The 16,271-nt window shown below is 63.7% G+C and carries 12 protein-coding genes and 1 tRNA gene; 1 reads left to right on the forward strand and 12 read right to left on the reverse strand.

Translation table 11 applies throughout. The features are described from left to right. Nucleotides 1–62 precede the first annotated feature (62 nt). The 5 genes from BBA01S_RS05690 to BBA01S_RS05710 all read right to left on the reverse strand — a co-directional run bounded on the left by BBA01S_RS05690 (nt 63) and on the right by BBA01S_RS05710 (nt 6,923). Nucleotides 63–1,214 (reverse strand): branched-chain amino acid ABC transporter substrate-binding protein, encoded by a 1,152-nt coding sequence (locus BBA01S_RS05690; protein ID WP_027815589.1) that lies wholly within the window; start codon nt 1,212–1,214, stop codon nt 63–65. Between the two features lie 335 nt (nt 1,215–1,549). Beyond that, entirely contained in the window at nt 1,550–2,494 is a 945-nt protein-coding gene (locus tag BBA01S_RS05695) for a dihydrodipicolinate synthase family protein (RefSeq protein ID WP_027815590.1), read from the reverse strand. 322 nt (nt 2,495–2,816) lie between these two features. After that, nucleotides 2,817–3,827 (reverse strand): CobW family GTP-binding protein, encoded by a 1,011-nt coding sequence (locus BBA01S_RS05700; RefSeq protein WP_027815591.1) that lies wholly within the window; start codon nt 3,825–3,827, stop codon nt 2,817–2,819. Nucleotides 3,828–3,869: 42 nt separating this feature from the next. Further along, entirely contained in the window at nt 3,870–5,453 is a 1,584-nt protein-coding gene (locus tag BBA01S_RS05705; RefSeq protein WP_027815592.1) for an amidohydrolase, read from the reverse strand. A 78-nt stretch (nt 5,454–5,531) separates the two neighbouring features. Beyond that, entirely contained in the window at nt 5,532–6,923 is a 1,392-nt protein-coding gene (locus BBA01S_RS05710; RefSeq protein WP_027815593.1) for an aspartate aminotransferase family protein, read from the reverse strand. 200 nt (nt 6,924–7,123) lie between these two features. On the opposite strand from BBA01S_RS05710, the gene BBA01S_RS40175 reads away from it, so the two are divergent. After that, entirely contained in the window at nt 7,124–7,774 is a 651-nt protein-coding gene (locus tag BBA01S_RS40175) for a TetR/AcrR family transcriptional regulator (RefSeq protein WP_042296055.1), read from the forward strand. Between the two features lie 87 nt (nt 7,775–7,861). On the opposite strand, the gene BBA01S_RS40180 is transcribed toward BBA01S_RS40175, so the two are convergent. The 7 genes from BBA01S_RS40180 to fdhE form a co-directional block, all read right to left on the reverse strand. Further along, nucleotides 7,862–9,604: a Na/Pi cotransporter family protein gene (locus tag BBA01S_RS40180; RefSeq protein WP_042296058.1), complete on the reverse strand. Its 1,743-nt coding sequence runs from the start codon at nt 9,602–9,604 to the stop codon at nt 7,862–7,864. Nucleotides 9,605–9,798: 194 nt separating this feature from the next. Then, a complete protein-coding gene (locus BBA01S_RS45110) occupies nt 9,799–10,641 on the reverse strand; it encodes a pentapeptide repeat-containing protein (protein WP_167336002.1) in 843 nt (280 codons plus the stop codon). Between the two features lie 258 nt (nt 10,642–10,899). After that, nucleotides 10,900–11,595: a DUF3304 domain-containing protein gene (locus BBA01S_RS40190; protein WP_052391681.1), complete on the reverse strand. Its 696-nt coding sequence runs from the start codon at nt 11,593–11,595 to the stop codon at nt 10,900–10,902. A 111-nt stretch (nt 11,596–11,706) separates the two neighbouring features. After that, nucleotides 11,707–11,802: transfer RNA gene (locus BBA01S_RS46695), tRNA-Sec, on the reverse strand. Nucleotides 11,803–11,878: 76 nt separating this feature from the next. After that, nucleotides 11,879–13,798 (reverse strand): selenocysteine-specific translation elongation factor, encoded by a 1,920-nt coding sequence (gene selB / locus BBA01S_RS05735; RefSeq protein WP_027815594.1) that lies wholly within the window; start codon nt 13,796–13,798, stop codon nt 11,879–11,881. Continuing rightward, complete coding sequence (selA, locus tag BBA01S_RS05740; RefSeq protein ID WP_042296061.1) at nt 13,795–15,249, reverse strand: L-seryl-tRNA(Sec) selenium transferase; 1,455 nt, start codon at nt 15,247–15,249, stop codon at nt 13,795–13,797. The genes selB and selA overlap by 4 nt, the downstream gene beginning before the upstream one ends. A 10-nt stretch (nt 15,250–15,259) precedes the next feature. After that, nucleotides 15,260–16,195: a formate dehydrogenase accessory protein FdhE gene (gene fdhE, locus BBA01S_RS05745; RefSeq protein WP_042296187.1), complete on the reverse strand. Its 936-nt coding sequence runs from the start codon at nt 16,193–16,195 to the stop codon at nt 15,260–15,262. Between the last annotated feature and the right edge of the window lie 76 nt (nt 16,196–16,271).

The raw sequence follows: 16,271 nt of genomic DNA on the forward strand, positions 1-16,271 counted from the left end.
GCTCGAACAGCCCCGCGGCGATGACGATTTCTGCATAGGGCGCGAGAGGCGTCGCTCCCGCCTTATTTCGTACCCACCGTTTGCAGCGGCTTCCAGGCGCCGTTGACGACCTTGTACACGGTCACGCCGCCATACTTCAGGTCTCCATACTGATCGTAGGCCAGCTCGCTGGTGGTGACGCCCTTCATGTTGGTCGCCTTCAGCGCGGTGAGGAAGACATGCGGGTCGGTGGAATCGGCTTTCTTCATGGCGTTGAAGACCGCCATCGTGCCGTCGTAGGCGTATGGCGCGTACAGTTCGACCGGCTGGTTGAAGCGCTTGGCGTAACGTTCGCCAAAGGCCTTGCCGCCCGGCATCTGCGCAAGCGGGCTGCCTTCCGACGCCGCCAGCGTGCCCTCGGACGACTCGCCCGCGACCTTGATGAGGTTATCGGACTGCAGCATGTCGGGGCCGATCAGCACCGACTTGATCGCCAGCGAGCGCATCTGCTTGAGCATCGGCGCAGCCTGCGTGTCGGCGCCGCCGTAGAAGACCGCATCGGGATTCGCGGCCTTGATCTTCGTGAGAATCGCGCGGAAGTCCACCGCCTTGTCGCTCGTGTATTCCTCGTCGACGATGGTGGCGCCCGCCGCTTTGGCGGCCTTGGTGAACTCTTCCGCCACGCCCTGGCCGTAGGCCGTGCGGTCGTCCACCACGGCAATACGCTTGAATTTAAGGCCCTTCACGGCATAGTCGCCCAGCACGCTGCCAAGCTGCGTATCCGAAGTCAGCAGGCGGAACGTCGTCGGCAGCCCCAGGCGCGTGTAGGTCGGCGACGTCGCCATGGCGATTTCGGGCGTGCCCGCTTTCGCGTAGATCGGCGCGGCCGGGATGCTGGTGCCCGAGTTGTAGTGGCCGATCACGGCGACCACGCCATCGTCCACGAGCTTTTGCGCGACGGTCGTGCCGGTACGCGGATCGGCCTGGTCGTCCTGGGCGTCGAGCACGAAATGCACGGGCTTGCCGCCGATCGTCGGATTCGTCGCGTTCATATCCTCGATGGCAAGCTGCACGCCGCTGCGGAAGTCCGCGCCGTAATGCGCCTGACCGCCGGTCAGGGGCGCAGCGAAGCCGATCTTGATGTCGACCGGCGACGCAGCATAGGAGCAGGTTGCGCCAGCCAGGGCGAGGCCCATGACTAACGCGCTGGAGATGGCCGTCCTCTGAAATTGCATTTTTCTCGTGCTCCTCAATAATGAATGACCCCGGTGCCCGCCCGCTTTGCGCCATTGCGGACACTTGATCGCCTCTCGCATTCCGGCGTAACCGGTAACTGGCTGGAGCAATATAAGATTCCAAAAATGGCCCAGTCTTGCGGGAAATCGACAGCGGCAATGCAGAAATCGGCATAGTCGCGGCGGCGGGTTCGCGCGATATTCGGGAATACACGTAGGAAATCGCGTTTCCGCGCGATCAGCAGTTCCTTAATATTCCCGGCAAACAAAAAGCGCCCACGTGGGGCGCTTTCTCGTACTGCAATGCCGAAGCTGCTTACATCGATGTTTGCAACTCAGGCATTCACTTCTTTCGACCAGCCTGCGTACCAGTTGCGGAACAATTCATATTGCGTTTGCGCGTAACGGCGTTGTGCTTCGCTCAGCACGTCGGTTTCGTTGAAATGCAGCGTGTATTCCTTGTCGCCGTTCAGCACCATCAGGTACTTGTAGTACAGCACCAGGTCGGTGCCTTCGTCGAACGACGACAGCACGGCCAGCGCCGCTTCCAGCTCGCGTGCCTGGCGACGCGCCGTGACGTCGCCCTTCGCGGCCTTGCGGCAGAGGTCGACCAGTTGCAGCACTTCGCGCGGCAGCGCATTGCCGATGCCGGTGATCGCGCCCGTTGCGCCGCAATTCACGAAGCCGTGGAAGACCTGCGTATCGACGCCCGCCATCAGCGTGACGCTCTCGTCCTGGCTGGTGATGTGCTCGGCCGCGTAACGCATATCCGCCGCGCCGCCGAACTCCTTGAAGCCGATCAGGTTCGGGTATTTGGCGCGCAGTTCGAAGAACAGATCGGCGCGCGTGGCGAAGCCGTAGTACGGGCTGTTGTAAATCACGGCGGGCAGTGCCGGAGCCGCTTCCAGGATCGCTGAAAAGTGCGCCTTTTGCGCAGCCGGCGACGCGCCGCGCGACAGCACGCGCGGAATCACCATCAGGCCGTGTGCGCCGACTTTCGCCGCGTGCGCAGCATGGGAAACCGCCTCCTTCGAATTGACCGCGCCGGTGCCGACGATGGTCGGGATGCCGGCGGCCACGAGGCGCGCCACGCCTTCCTGGCGCTGCGCTTCGGTCAGCAGCGGCCAGTCGCCCATCGAGCCGCAATACACCACCGCCGACATGCCGAGGTCGATCAGCTCGCGCCCCTTGCGCACGAGTGCATCGTAGTCCGGCGTACGGTCTGCCGTACACGGCGTCATGAGGGCCGGAATCGTACCCGTGAAGATGTTGTTGCTCATGATGTTTCCTTTGGATCCTGAATGATTTGGAAGCCGCTTATTGGATGGTTTCGCGCAGAACACTTCGTCCGCCCGCAGGGCGGTCGATTGCAGTGACTGTGTTCATGGCGACAATCGTAGGCAACACGCGCGCAGCCGTCTTGTTCCCGTAGCCCGGCTGCGATGACGATTTCCGCATAGCGTTTTTTTACGTTCAGGATTGGAACGTTGGGGTGCGTGGCGCCCTGCACCCGACAAAATAAAAAAGCAACAGCATCTTCCCTGGTTTTTCGATGACCAGCGATGCTGCGGACAGGTTTATTGCTTATTGAACTATCCGCGGCTATACGGGCATCGAGACGGCGGATCGCACGACGATGCGCTCGAACAGGTCGCGGATTTCCGCCTCGATCGCCCCTTCGTAGATAAAGACAATGCGCGACGCGCTATCGTCTCCGGGCATGGCGTCGAGGAAGGTCTCGGGATATAGATAATGCTGGACACCGTGAATCACGATGGGCTTGTGCGATTCCTTCACGTTGAGAATGCCCTTCGTGCGCAGCAGCTTTTCGCCATGTCTGCGTGCAAGCTGCTGAAGGAACGACGTCACATCGGGCCATGAAACGGGCTGCTCGACGCGCAATGCGAGCGTTGCAACGCAGTCGTGCTGCACATGACGCTCGCGCCCGAATCCTTTCGCCGGCCGTTCCCAGGAAACATCGGGCAGATGACGCACCACTGCGTAGCGCTCGTGATCGAACAGCGCCGCCATGACCGCATCCAGGTCTTGCGAATCGAGAATCTGTGCGCCCGGATTCGCATCGGCCAGCGTCTGCCTCACTTCTTCGAAGCGGCCGGACAGGTCGGTCTTGGTGACGATGAGCTTGTCGGCGACGCTGATCTGGCGATGGCGCTCGGGCCGGTCGCGCGTTGCATCGAGCGGCATCACGCTATCGACCGTGGAAATCACCGTCTGCAACCGGAACGCCGCATTCAGCGACTCGTCCGCCAGCAGATGACGCAGCATGGGCACGGGATCGGCGAGTCCGGTGGTTTCGACGACGACACGCTCGAATGCCGGCAATTCACCGCTCGCGGCACGCCGTCGCAACGACTTGAGCGTTTCGGACAGGTCGGTTTTCATGCTGCAACACACGCAGCCGCTCTTGAGCAAAAACGTGTCGTCGTCCGGCCGCCCGACCAGCAGATGATCGAGCCCGATCTCGCCGATCTCGTTGATGATGACGGCGGTGCGCTGCATGCGCGGGTCGGCCAGCAGGCGGCTGAGCAAGGTGGTCTTGCCGCTGCCCAGAAAGCCCGTCAGCAGCGTGACGGGAACGCGATTGGCAAACATGTCATCGACTCCTGAACGGGCCCGTTGTACAGCGAGCGAGGATCAGGCCTGCGCGCGTTCGAAAACGTGCTGTCCCTGAAGCACTGTGGTCAGCACTTGTGTGCCTGCGATCTGCTGCGGCGACGACTCGAAGATATTCCGGTCGAGCACGATGAACGTCGCGTCCTTGCCGGCTTCGAGACTGCCCCGCTGTGCATCGCGGCCAACCGCCACTGCGCTGTTGAGCGTGAGCATGCGCACGCCCACCGACAACGGCACGCTTTCATCGCCGTGTTCCAGCATGCCTGCCAGCGCGGGAAAGAGATTCGGCGTGGGCGGCAGCAGCCAGTCCGACCCGACCGTCATTGTCGCGCCGCATTCGTGCAGGGTGCGAAAATCGTAGGCCTTGCCAAGCGCCTGCTGGTACTCCGGAATGTGCCAGATCGCCGGGGACATCTCGGCGATCACGCCGAGCTTCGCGAAGCGCCCACGGTCGGCCTCCGACACGTAATGGGCATGGGCGATGTCGTGCATCTGCCCGGGTTTGCGCGCGACGCTTCCCGCACGTTCATAGTTGTCCAAACCAATTCGCACCGACCCGAAGCCCGTGCAGTGCGACTTGACGATCATGCCTTGCGCCGTCCATTCCCCGATCTTCGTGGTCAGTTCGTCGGAGTCCAATAGCAGGTTGTACGTGATCGGCACATCGGTCTGCGGATCGAGCGGGACGTGGCTGAAGGTCGGCGCCATCGACGTGCCGTCCAGCGCGACCTTGATCGCATCGACGTCGACGCGCTGGCCCGCGTAGCGGGCGCGCTCCGCGATCACGCGCTCCTGTTCGTCGCGCTCGCATTGCGCGAGAAACAGCGAGCCCCAGGGAATATGGCATGTCAGGTTCAGGTGCAGGCCGCCAGAATCGTCGAGGTATTTCGCCGCCGCCAGAAACGGCCGGTTGGCGGACGCTTCCTGCGCCGACGTAATGCCGTATTCGTTGCAGATGCTCGCGGCCTTGCGCAGCGCGAGCGCGTTCTCCTCTGCGGTGGCGGCTGGCGCGACCATGTAGAGCGGCGCCCACGCCTGCTCGCGCAGCAAACCCGTCGGCTCGCCGCTCACTGGGTCCTTGACGACCGTGCCGCGCGGCGTGCTGGGCGTATCGCGGTCGATGCCCGCTGCCGCCATCGCCAGGCTATTCGCCATGACGTTGTGGTACGAGAAGTCGTGAATGACGATGGGAACGCCGGGGATGACCTCGTCCAGCCACTGCCGCGTCAGCACCTCGGCGGTGAGCACGAGCGGGTTGTAGACGCTGCCGAACAGCCAGCCGCCGCGCCCATGCGCGGTGCGCTTTTGCCAGTAAGCGCGCAATTGCGCCGCCAGCTCGTCCAGCGTCTGGGGATCGTCGAGCTGGCACGACTGCTCCAGCTGGCGTTGCGCGGCCCAGATCAGGTGCGTGTGGGCGTCGTGAATGCCGGGCATGACCATGCGCCCCGCGAGGTCGACCGTTTGCGCCGCGCCACCAGCGTTGAGCAGCGCCTCGCTGCTGCCGATCGCGAGGATCTTGCCGTCCCGAACGTGAATCGCTTCGGCCCACGGCTGGTCTTCGTTGACCGTGTACACCCTGGCGTTGTGATAGATCGTGTCTGACATTTGACGCCCAACTGCAAGGTTTCTGGGCATGGCGCGCGGGCCATGCGGCTGTCTTCATCGGTGCTGCCTGGTGGCCTCTTAGAAGCCTTCCTGGGCGATCCATTGCGCCGTGGCATCGACCGCCTTGCGCATCTTGCCCACAAGCTCGTCGATCTCTGCGTGCGACATCACCAGCGGCGGCGCAACGATCAACCGGCCGTTCGTCGAGCGCACGATGGCGCCCAGCTCGAACGCCACCGACCGGCTGTGCCAGGTGAGATCGGCTTCGTTGGCGTAGCGCTCGCGCGTGCTTTTGTCCTTGACGAACTGGATCGCCGCCACCGCGCCGCCGCCCTGGATTTCGCCGATCAACGGATGGTCTGCGAACGTTTCGTGCAGCAGCTTCTGCAGGTACGGGCCCGTATCGGTTTTCGTGCGCTCGACCAGGTGCTCGTTCTGCAGCACATCGAGGTTCGCCAGCGCCACGGCCGCCGCGACCGGGTGGCCCGAATAGGTCAGCCCGTGCGCGAACACGCCGCCCTTTTCGACCAGCGCCTCGCCGATGCGGCGGCTCATGATGAGGCCGCCCATCGGCACATAGCCCGACGTCAGCCCCTTCGCGACACACACGAGGTCAGGCGTGAAGCCGAAGTAGCGATGCGCGAACCATTCGCCGGTGCGGCCAAAGCCGCCGATGACTTCATCGGCGCACAGCAGCACGTCGTACTTGCGGCAGATGCGCTCGATTTCCTGCCAGTAGCCCGGCGGCGGGAAGATCATGCCGCCCGCGCCCTGGAACGGCTCGGCCACGAATGCGCCGACGTTGTCCGCGCCCAGCTCCAGGATCTTGCGTTCGAGCGACTGCGCCGCCTGCAGGCCAAACGCTTCCGGTGTCAGCTCGCCGCCGTTGGCGAACCAGTACGGCTCGTCGACGTGGGTGATATTCGGGATCGGCAGGTCGCCCATCTCGTGCATGAAGGCCATGCCGCCCAGCGACGCACTGCCCACGGTCGAGCCGTGATAGCCGTTCACGCGGCCAATCAGCACCTTCTTCGTCGGCTTGCCGACCACGTCCCAGAAGCGGCGCACGGTGCGGATCAGCACCTCGTTCGATTCCGAGCCCGAGTTCGTGTAGACGACGTGGCTGAACGGCTCGCCGATCAGTTCGAACAGCCGCTCTGACAACTCGATCACCGACGGATGCGTCGTGTGGAAGAACATGTTGTAGTACGACAGTTCTTTCATCTGGCGCGTGGCGGCGTCGATCAGTTCGGGGCGGCCATAGCCCACGTTCGTGCACCACAGGCCGGACATGCCGTCGAGATAGCGATTTCCTTCGGAATCCCAAAGATGACTGCCTTCGCCGCGCACCATCACGCGCGGGCCTTCGGCGTTGAGCGCCTTCTGGTCGACGAATGCATGGATGTGATGCGCCGCATCGGCGCGCTGGAATTCAAGGGTCGTACGAAGGCCAGGCTGGGGAGCGTTCATAGGTCATCCTGATGAATCGTGGTTGAGGGCGCGAAGGGCGCAAGGTGCGTGCAGATCGCAGTGCCGGCCGCGGGCCGCACGTTTGTCTCCTTTGGTTGCCGACAAGTTTTTCCTGGCAAAATATTTTTGTCAAATAAATATTTGTTCGGGTCAATTGGCTCCCTTATCCTTACGTTTCGGGAAACTTCGCAGAGGGACCGATGAGCGGTCTACGAGAAAGACAAAAGCAGGAACGCCGGGCATTGATCGCCGAGGCGGCCCTGTCGGTATTCAAGTCGAACGGCTTCGCCGCCACGACGGTCGAAAGCATTGCCAACGCGGCGGGCGTGTCGCCTCCGACGGTGGTGAATTATTTCGGCAGCAAGCAAGGCGTGCTGCTCGCCCTGCTCCAGGAGCCGGACTATCGCGCGATCCAGGAAACCAGCGAACGCGTGCGCGACTACACGGATCCCGTCGATGCGCTCTGCGACCTGGAAATGACGATCACGGGCAACCAGATCAAGGCGATCCCCGCCTCGCTCTGGCGCGAGATCATCCCGCTCTGGCTGAACGGCGACGCCGACGAGGTCTTCCGCGCGTGGAACGACGCGGTCGTCGAGGGGTCGCAAAGCTTGCTCGTGCACTTCCGCGAGCGCGGCTTGTTGCGTAAGGATCTGGATCTGGTGTTCGTCGCGCGCGTCGTCAACGACTGGGCCAACATCGCGTTCGTGCGACTGGCAGCGCAGGACGAGCCGGACATGGAGGCGCATGGCGAGTACATGCGCCAGGCGTTCACGCTCCTGTGCGAGGGCATTGCCGAGCCTGCAAAGGTGGGCGGCACGCGTGCGAGGAAGGCGGTGCGTGCGCGGTAGGTTCGCGTGGGGATAGACGTTCTCTAGCGGTGACTCGACTTTCAACAACCAGGCGGGCATCGACGCGCGCAGTTGCGCGCGCGGTCTTCACGCCCGAGTTTCCGCCTCATGCCCGACCTCGGCCTCAGCAGCTTCATGCTGAAGCATCTTCACATCATGCAGCCACCGCGTGGCCTTGGCGATGGCGCGCGACAGTCGCGCCACTTCGTTGAGCTGTTCGATCACGTCGTTCGCGAAGCGGAAAACGAACGCCGCGCCCTCGTTGCGCAATTGCAGCACAGACATGATGCGCTGCCGGGCTGCGTCAGACTGCGCTTCGATTATCGGCTTGGCGTTGACGATACGCGTCACGACGTCCGCCTGGGGCTGCGTGATCGTCTGCATGGCAAGCGCAAAGTACTCGATCACCGACCGGCCGAATTGCAACAGTTCGGCGTTGTTCATCAACACGCTCACGTCCGCGCTTTGCGCGGCACGCCTCTGGCTCAGCGCGAGCATGCTCGTCGTGGCGACGTCGCGGATAGCGTCGAGGCACGTCGCGATACGCGCGAGATCCACCAGTTGCCGACCTTCGTCGTCGCTGTGCACCGCATCGGAGAGCTTGCCGATATAGGTGAGTATGGCGGTGGCAAGCGAGTCCGCCGCCTTGTCCTCGTTCGTCACCGTGGAAAGCGCCTGCGTAGAGCTTTCGGCCAGCAGCGCAGCACTATGCTCGACCAGAAGCTGAACGAGCTTGCCGAGCGAAGCCAGTTCGAGCTGCACGCGGGCAATGGCGAGCGCAGGCATTTCGACCAGCGTTTCATCGAGGTACCGCGGCACGCCCGCGTCCTGCCACGCGTCGCGGCGCGCCGGGGCCAGGCGTTCGGCAAGCTTGGCAATGGGCCCGGCGAACCCTATCAATACGAAGGTGCTGAACACGCTGAACACCGTGTGCGCGTTAGCGGCCTGGCGCGGCGTTTCCGCCGCGAGGCGCGCAGCACCGCTCAGCTCGGGCGCGGAAGGCGAAATCATGCGTACGAAATCGGCGAACTGGGGAATCACGAAGGCGAAGAACAGCACCCCGAACACATTAAAGAGCAAGTGAACGATGCCGACCTGAGCCGCCTCCGCCGATTTGCCAATCGAGGCGAGCAGCGCCGTGCCACAAGTGCCCACGTTGGCCCCGAGTATCAGCGCTATGCCCGATTCGAGCGGAATCAGGCCCTGGCTGCCAAGCGCGATCACGATTGCCAGCGTGGCCGCCGAGCTTTGCACGATGGCCGTGAACACCGCGCCGATCGCAATACCAAGGAGCGGATTGCGCATGTCCTGCATCGCGTCGATGAACGGCTGGTAGTCGCGCAGGGGCCGCGTAGCGTCGCCCATCATCTCGATACCGAGGAACAGGAGGCCGAGGCCGAGCAGCGCGCCGCCCAGCTCGCGCAGCGTTTCGCGCCTGGCAAAACCGTAGAGCAGGAAGCCGCCGCCGAGCATGAACGGCACGAGTGCGGAGATATTGAACGCGATGATCTGTGCGGTGAGCGTCGAGCCGATATTGGCGCCCATGATCATCGGAACGGACTGCCGCAACGTCATGAGCCGCGCGGAAACGAAACCCACCAGCAGCACCGTTGTAATGGTCGACGAATTGAGCAGTGCCGTGATGCCCGCGCCCGCAAGCAGGCCCCGAAAGCGGTTGGCGGTGAGCGAACCGAGCAGCGATTGCAGGCGCGCGCCGGCAATCGTCTTGAGCGCCCCCGTCATGAGATCCAACCCGAACAGGAACAGGGCGAGGCCGCCAACCAGCAAACCCGTCACCTCGACCAGGCTCAGATGCGCATCAGGCGGCATGGCGATAACCCTCGCTTTCGAGTGGGACGGAACGATTCTACGCGCATGGTACCGTTTCCTGCGCGCGTCGCGCCGTTGCGGGCTCACGCATCTTTATCCGCGAGAGAATCGGGCGAATGACGAACCTCTGCATCTCCACCGCGAGCACGCCGACCGGCTGCTGCCTCTGCTTGAACGCCGCAACTCAGGCGAAGTCAGTTCACCATGTCGGCCCCGTGTTCGTCCGCGACGGCGCACCATTCGATGCCCTCCTTGCCCGCCGCCGTGCTGCGTTCGATCGCGCGACGTGCCGCTGGAGTATCGTCGAACCGGGTTCTGTCCATTAGAGTATCGGCAGGCACGCTCCAGAACGTGCTGGCGCGAAATTCCACGCCTTCCAGATTCGCGCCCCGGAAGTCGACGCCACTCAGATCGCAATTGTCGAACGACGTCCCGACGAGGCGCGCCTCGTTGAGCAGCGATTGCGAAAGATTGCAGTCGACGAAACGGGCTGCCGAAAAATTTCCGCGACGCGCGTCGTTCGATTCGAACTTCCCATTCGCGAACTGCATGCCAGAGAAATCGCAGTCCTTCACGTTCGAATTGCTCAGGGTGCCCCCCTGCATCACGGCCGTCGAGAAGTTCGATTTTTCAATCTGCGCATGGTCGATATAGGCTCGCTCGAACGTCGCACCACGAAAGTCGATGGCCTCGCCGAAAACGACGATCATCTGCGTCAGGCGCAACGTGCATTCGCGAAACGACGCACCATTCATGATCGACCACTGGAACTGCGCGCCGTCGAACCTGCTGCGATCGAACACCGCAAAATCGAGAAAGCTGTCGCCAAGATCCAGGTTCTTCAAATTCTTTGCGCGCAGTTGCACGCCCCGCAGGTCGTTTGCCAGCCGTTTGCTGGCCGGATGGTCGATGACGTTGCATAGATCCATCCATTCGGCCTGTGGCACGATGTGTTCGAGCGCTTCCTGTACGGTTCGGTACTTGCCTTCAAACCAGCGCTCTCGCAATACCTCCAGCTCGACGTCGTTGATCAGCATGCCCATTCCCAATCCGCCTTTCCCGATTAGCTTTCCAGAGGAGCATCGTAGCGAGCTCGTGATCCGAACGCCAATGCCTGCGACAGCTCAATTGCCGGTCTCTGCGGGATTATTCGTGCCGTCGAAAAGAGACTGATATGAAGCATCTTTGGGCAATCCATTTTGGGAGGCAGATTTCCGGAAGCCCCTCCCCCAAGCGTCCTTCGCTTCCCCCAAGACGACTCGCTTCCGGCATCCGCTTTGGCCATTGAATTACGCTCATTTATCTGTCTCCTTCCCGGACATCTTTTCTGCCTTATCGACATTTTCCTGCAACTGTCGATCATGGGCAGCGGCAGCTTTATCACGTTCGCGCAATGCCTGCATTTGCGCATTCGCCTGCGCGTCGAGCACGCCGGAAGCGATATACGGGTCATTCGGGGCCGGCTTCTCCAAAGGGCTGCCGTCGTCAACGCGGACGCGAACGCGGTCGTCATCGAGAAACTGCACGATGAAGTTATATTGTTTCGGCCCATAGGGCGGGATTTTTGCTGTTGCTTCGAGCCATTGGTCGCCGCTGCGGTCGTCATCGTAGGGATGGGTGTCTCGCCTCCAACTAACATGCACCGTCATGCCGTCGTGCCACTTCTGCGGGACATAAACGCAGCACATATCGGAACCGCCTCCGCTCGGTTCGCCGGTCTTGCTGACCGGTGCGAGATTCGGGCCGCCCCCGCTTCGTCCTTCGGCGTCCGTTATGGAGAAAGACGCAACGCCATACGACGCGTAATTCAATCCGCTCACTGACGCCGGATTTTCGACGGCATTAGCGACGGGCACCGATGAGTTCGCAGCATCCGTCTGCGCCATATCCTGATGACAGGCCGCCAGCAGCAGCCCCAACGCGAGCATGGCCAGTAATCGCACTGACACGCTTGCTTCCCGCGCACCGTAGCGCACCAGAACATTCTTCATGAAATGAATCAGCTTGCTTCCCCGGACTATTTTCTTACCGGTATTGAGTCGGTGTGATCTGACGCATCAACCACAAAGGCGTGCGCGCCTGTAGCCCGCATTTGAAGAAACTGGCGGAAAGCAGACAGAGTCGAACTGTCCCGGGAACGGCTGACGTCCCCAACTGGATTTGAAGTCCAGCCGCACCACCGGATGCGATTGCCTTCCTCTGGGCAGAAAACGCCTTAAAAACCGCTGCATGACGCATGACTTCGATGCGCACGCATAGATTGTCATCATCCCTTCACAGCCAGTCGCGCATGCGGCTGTCGGCTCTCAACAGATGAAGGTCGCGGTGAAACCGAGTATATCCAACGCGATCAAAGAACTCCAGAATCTGGATTGCTCGCTTGCGGCCCAGGCCCGACGCATCGCGAAACGCCGCAGCCCCCACACCCGCCGCCTCACTCCCGGCGATCCGCGCAACCAGGCGCGCGAGTTCATACACGATCTCGCAGTCATAGAACAGATCGCGCACGACCTGATACAGACGCCCCAGACGCGCCAGCTTGCGCAGCAACGCGCGCACCTTCTCTTCCGGCTGCTGCGTCTCGCGTGCGAGGTCGCGCACCCAGGGCGGATCGTAGCGCCCCTGCGCGATCAGCGGCATCAGCCGCGCCGCCAGCGCCTCCTCCGCAGCATCGAGCGATACCGCATGCGATGGCAGATGCAGCCACGGCCCGCTGCGCGCGATGCGGCCTTCTTCGACCAGCGCGTCAACAGCCGCGCGCCAGACCGTGTCGCTTGCGAGCGGCGCCGCCATGCGCCGCAAGCGCGCCGCGTCCGGGCCCTGTTCGTCGGGCGTGCGCGCGTGGAAGTCGCCCAGCACGTCGGCGATACGCGTGGCAAGACGCTCCCAATGTTCGCGCGCGAGCAGCGTCATGTCTTCGGCACGACCTTGCGGCGCGATAACGACGGCATCGGCAGGCAGCGCGAGCGTCGTGAAGTCGTAGCCAGTCAACTGCATCAGCGTGCTGCGCTCAAGCCCACGCGGCGCCTCGGCGATCAGCGCATCGTAACGCCCTTCGTCGAGCCACGCCCGTAGCGCATCGAGCCACGCCCGTCGTTCCGGCGTGCGCCGCCTGCGCGCCGGCCCAAACGGATCCAGCACGCGACCGCCGCCCACAGTCCGGCTCGCCTGTGCGTTGCGCACAATGAAACGGTCGCCCGGCAGCGCGTGCAAAGGCGCGTCGAACACAAGCTGCACGCGTGCCTGCGCGCCCGCCCCTAGCGTGTCGCCTTCAAGCAGCGCGACGTTCGCGACGCGATGCGTCGTGCCCAGATGCACGTGCAAGGGCGACCAGTGCTGCAAGGTAATATCCGCATCGGCAAGCAGTTGCAGTTCGACATCGAGACGCGTCGCTGGCTGCGCCAGCCGCTCATCGACAATCCAGTCGCCGCGTGCGATGCGATCCCTGTCGACACCCGAAAGGTTGAGCGCGCAACGTTGCCCCGCGTACCCTGTTTCGGCTGCGCGATTCTGCGCATGAATGCTGCGCACGCGAACCGCTTCGCCAGCGGGCGCAAGCAGCAGCGCGTCACCTGTGTGCACGCGGCCCGCAAACACGGTACCGGTCACGATGGTGCCTTGCCCCGTCAACGTGAATACGCGATCCACGGCGAGGCGAAACAGGCCGTCGTCGCGGCGCGACTGCGCGTGCGTCGCGCGCTCGCGCAGATACGCATCGAGCTGCGCGACGCCTCGATCGCCCTGCACGCTGGCATTCGTTTCGAAGACTGGCGCATCGGCAAGCGAGGTCGGCGCGAGCCATGCAGCGATTTCCGCTCGAACCTGCGCGAGCCTCGCGGCATCCACGCGATCCACCTTGGTCAGCGCGATCGCCCCGTGCTGCACGCCCAGCAATTGCAGGATCGCGAGGTGCTCGCGCGTTTGCGGCATCACGCCATCGTCGGCGGCAATCACGAGCAGCGCGAAGTCGATGCCGCACGCGCCCGCCGCCATCGTATGCACGAGCTTTTCGTGGCCCGGCACGTCGATGAATCCCAGCACGTCGCCGTTCTCAAGCGGCGCGTAGGCGTAGCCCAGTTCGATCGATATGCCGCGCGCCTTCTCTTCCTTGAGGCGATCGGTGTCCACGCCGGTGAGCGCGCGCACGAGCGTGGTCTTGCCGTGGTCGATATGCCCCGCGGTGCCTACGATCACAGGCGCAGCTCCGCGAGTTGCGCGATGAAGGCCGCTTCGTCCGCCGCTTCGAGGCAACGCAGATCGAGGCGCAAGGCATCGTCGGCGATACGGCCGATCACGGGGCGCGGCAGCGCCCGCAAGGCGCGTTCGAGCTTGAGCAGTGCGCGGCCGCTGCCGCCTTTGCCACGATGGCGCACCACCAGGCCGCTGCTCGGCAGCACGTCCACCGGCAATGCGCCGCTGCCGATCTGGCTGAACATCGGCTCGATGCTCACGTCGTAGCTTTCGCCCAGCGCACGTTGCCATGCGGGCAGCGCGCGCGTCGCGGCTTCGTGCATTTCCGCGGCGGGACGCGTGAGCAGACGCAGCGTGGTCAGCCGCTCGCGCAGGAATTCCGGCGCCTGATAGAGCCTGAGCACCGGCTCCAGCGCCGCGAGCGTGAGCTTGCCCACGCGCAGCGCGCGCTTGAGCGGGTGCTTCTTGATCTTCGCGATCAATTCCTTGCTACCGACAATCAGCCCGGCTTGCGGGCCGCCCAGCAATTTGTCGCCGCTGAAAGTGACGATATCCGCGCCCGCTTCCACGGTGGCGCGCACGGTGGGTTCGGCGGGCAGGCCCCACTGCGTGAGGTCGGTCAGCGTGCCACTGCCCAGGTCGACCGCCACTGGCAAGCCATGGCTGCGTGCAAGCGGTGCGAGTTCGTCGAGTTCGACGCTCTTCGTAAAGCCGCTAATCGCGTAGTTGCTGCAATGCACCTTCATCAGCAGCGCCGTGCGCGCGCTGATCGCCGCTTCGTAATCCTTAAGATGTGTCCGGTTGGTCGTGCCGATCTCGCGCAGGCGCGCGCCTGCTCGGCTCATGATGTCGGGAATGCGGAACGCGCCGCCGATTTCCACCAGTTCGCCGCGCGAGACGATCACGTCCTTGCGCGCCGCGAGCGCGGAAAGCGTGAGCAGCACCGCCGCCGCGTTGTTGTTCACGACGGTCGCGGCTTGCGCGCCGGTCAGCTCGCAGATGAGTTCGTCGATCAGGTCGTCGCGGTCGCCGCGCTTGCCGGAGGCCAGATCGAATTCGAGGTTGGCGGGCTGTGTCAGCGCCTGCACGACGGCGCGCACCGCTTCGTCGGGCAACAGTGCGCGGCCCAGGTTCGTATGCAGCACCGTGCCGGTCAGGTTGAACACCGCACGCAACCTGCCTTGCGCCCGCGCGCTCAACGCGTCGTTGACATCGGCAATCACGCGCCCGATTGAAAACGCATCCCCATCGGCGCCGAAAGCAGTCGCGCCCGCCTGCACATCGCGCCGCCATCCGTCGAGCGTTGCACGAATCGCCGCGAGCACTTGCGTGCGTCCATATTGCGCGACCAGCGGTTGTGCCTCGACGGACGCGATCACGCGCTCCACGGCGGGCATATGCGACAGCAGCACATTCAGCGCGGGCTGCGCGCCCTGCTCCACGGTTTCGCTCATCAGGCTCGCCTCACTGGTCGGCCGGGGCTTCGGGATACAGCAGCGGATTGGCGCTCGCGCGCCGGTAGCCCGCTTCGCTCATCAACAGATCGAGCGTGAGGCTCGCGAGGTCGTCCGCAAGCGGCTCGAATTCGAGATCCTTGTCCTGGTAGCCGATCTTGCGATACGTATGGCATTCGTCGCACGATTCAGCTTTCAATGCGCCGTCGCTGCCCTCGATGCCGTGATACGCGATGCCTTTGGTCGAATCGCAATTCGTGCACTTGACGCGCACCACGTGATGTTCGGTCGCGCACAGGCTGCATTGCGTGTAGCGGTAGCCCTGGAACGCGCCGCCCACGCGCACGATGCTGGCCACCGGCGGCACACCGCAAACGGGGCACACGCCGGGCGCATCGACATAGGGCACGTCCTTCACGTCGAGCCGGCTGGCGAGATCCGTCCACACCGTCTGCAGCGCGGCCATGACGAACGGCGCGGTGGCAGGCGCGACTTCGGCATATCGTTGCGCGAGCAACGCATCGGCCTGGGCGTCGAGTTGCGCATCGCTCATCGCGCGCAAATCGTCGAGCACGCTTGCAAGCGCGGGCGTCACGGCGCCAGCGGCTTCCACACGGTCGGCCAGGCGGCGCAGCACCGTGCGCCATTGCTCATCGCGACCGGCGCCCAGCGCGGGCAGGATCGGCATGGAATGACGCTGTGCGTGCGCGATGGCCTCGGCCGACGGCATTTGCGCGTCGAGATGTTCGAGCGCCTGTTGCTGCGCGTCCACGAGCGCGGCCATGAGGCGCATATAGCCGCCAATCGGATTGCGGTCTGCGAGCTTGCGCAGGCGCGCGGCGCGCTCCTTGAAGAGCGTCAGGCGCTCGGGCAAGCGGATGCGCGGAATGGCAGAGGGATCCTGCGTCTGAATCTGTTCGGGGTCGAGTATGCGTTGTTGCGTCACGGCCAAAGTCTCCGTCCAGCCAGCAAAAAGCCGCCGCGCCCTTGCGGGCGAGGCGGCCTGCCTGCAACGTGTCGCT

This window comes from Paraburkholderia bannensis NBRC 103871 (genome assembly GCF_000685015.1).
Lineage (GTDB): Bacteria > Pseudomonadota > Gammaproteobacteria > Burkholderiales > Burkholderiaceae > Paraburkholderia > Paraburkholderia bannensis.

Bases quoted from the DNA above. Each gene is read 5' to 3' on its own strand.
- BBA01S_RS05690 (WP_027815589.1), bottom strand. From the start codon at position 1,214: ATGCAATTTCAGAGGACGGCCATCTCCAGCGCGTTAGTCATGGGCCTC.
- BBA01S_RS05695 (WP_027815590.1), bottom strand. From the start codon at position 2,494: ATGAGCAACAACATCTTCACGGGTACGATTCCGGCCCTCATGACGCCG.
- BBA01S_RS05700 (WP_027815591.1), bottom strand. From the start codon at position 3,827: ATGTTTGCCAATCGCGTTCCCGTCACGCTGCTGACGGGCTTTCTGGGC.
- BBA01S_RS05705 (WP_027815592.1), bottom strand. From the start codon at position 5,453: ATGTCAGACACGATCTATCACAACGCCAGGGTGTACACGGTCAACGAA.
- BBA01S_RS05710 (WP_027815593.1), bottom strand. From the start codon at position 6,923: ATGAACGCTCCCCAGCCTGGCCTTCGTACGACCCTTGAATTCCAGCGC.
- BBA01S_RS40175 (WP_042296055.1), top strand. From the start codon at position 7,124: ATGAGCGGTCTACGAGAAAGACAAAAGCAGGAACGCCGGGCATTGATC.
- BBA01S_RS40180 (WP_042296058.1), bottom strand. From the start codon at position 9,604: ATGCCGCCTGATGCGCATCTGAGCCTGGTCGAGGTGACGGGTTTGCTG.
- BBA01S_RS45110 (WP_167336002.1), bottom strand. From the start codon at position 10,641: ATGCTGATCAACGACGTCGAGCTGGAGGTATTGCGAGAGCGCTGGTTT.
- BBA01S_RS40190 (WP_052391681.1), bottom strand. From the start codon at position 11,595: ATGAAGAATGTTCTGGTGCGCTACGGTGCGCGGGAAGCAAGCGTGTCA.
- selA (WP_042296061.1), bottom strand. From the start codon at position 15,249: ATGAGCGAAACCGTGGAGCAGGGCGCGCAGCCCGCGCTGAATGTGCTG.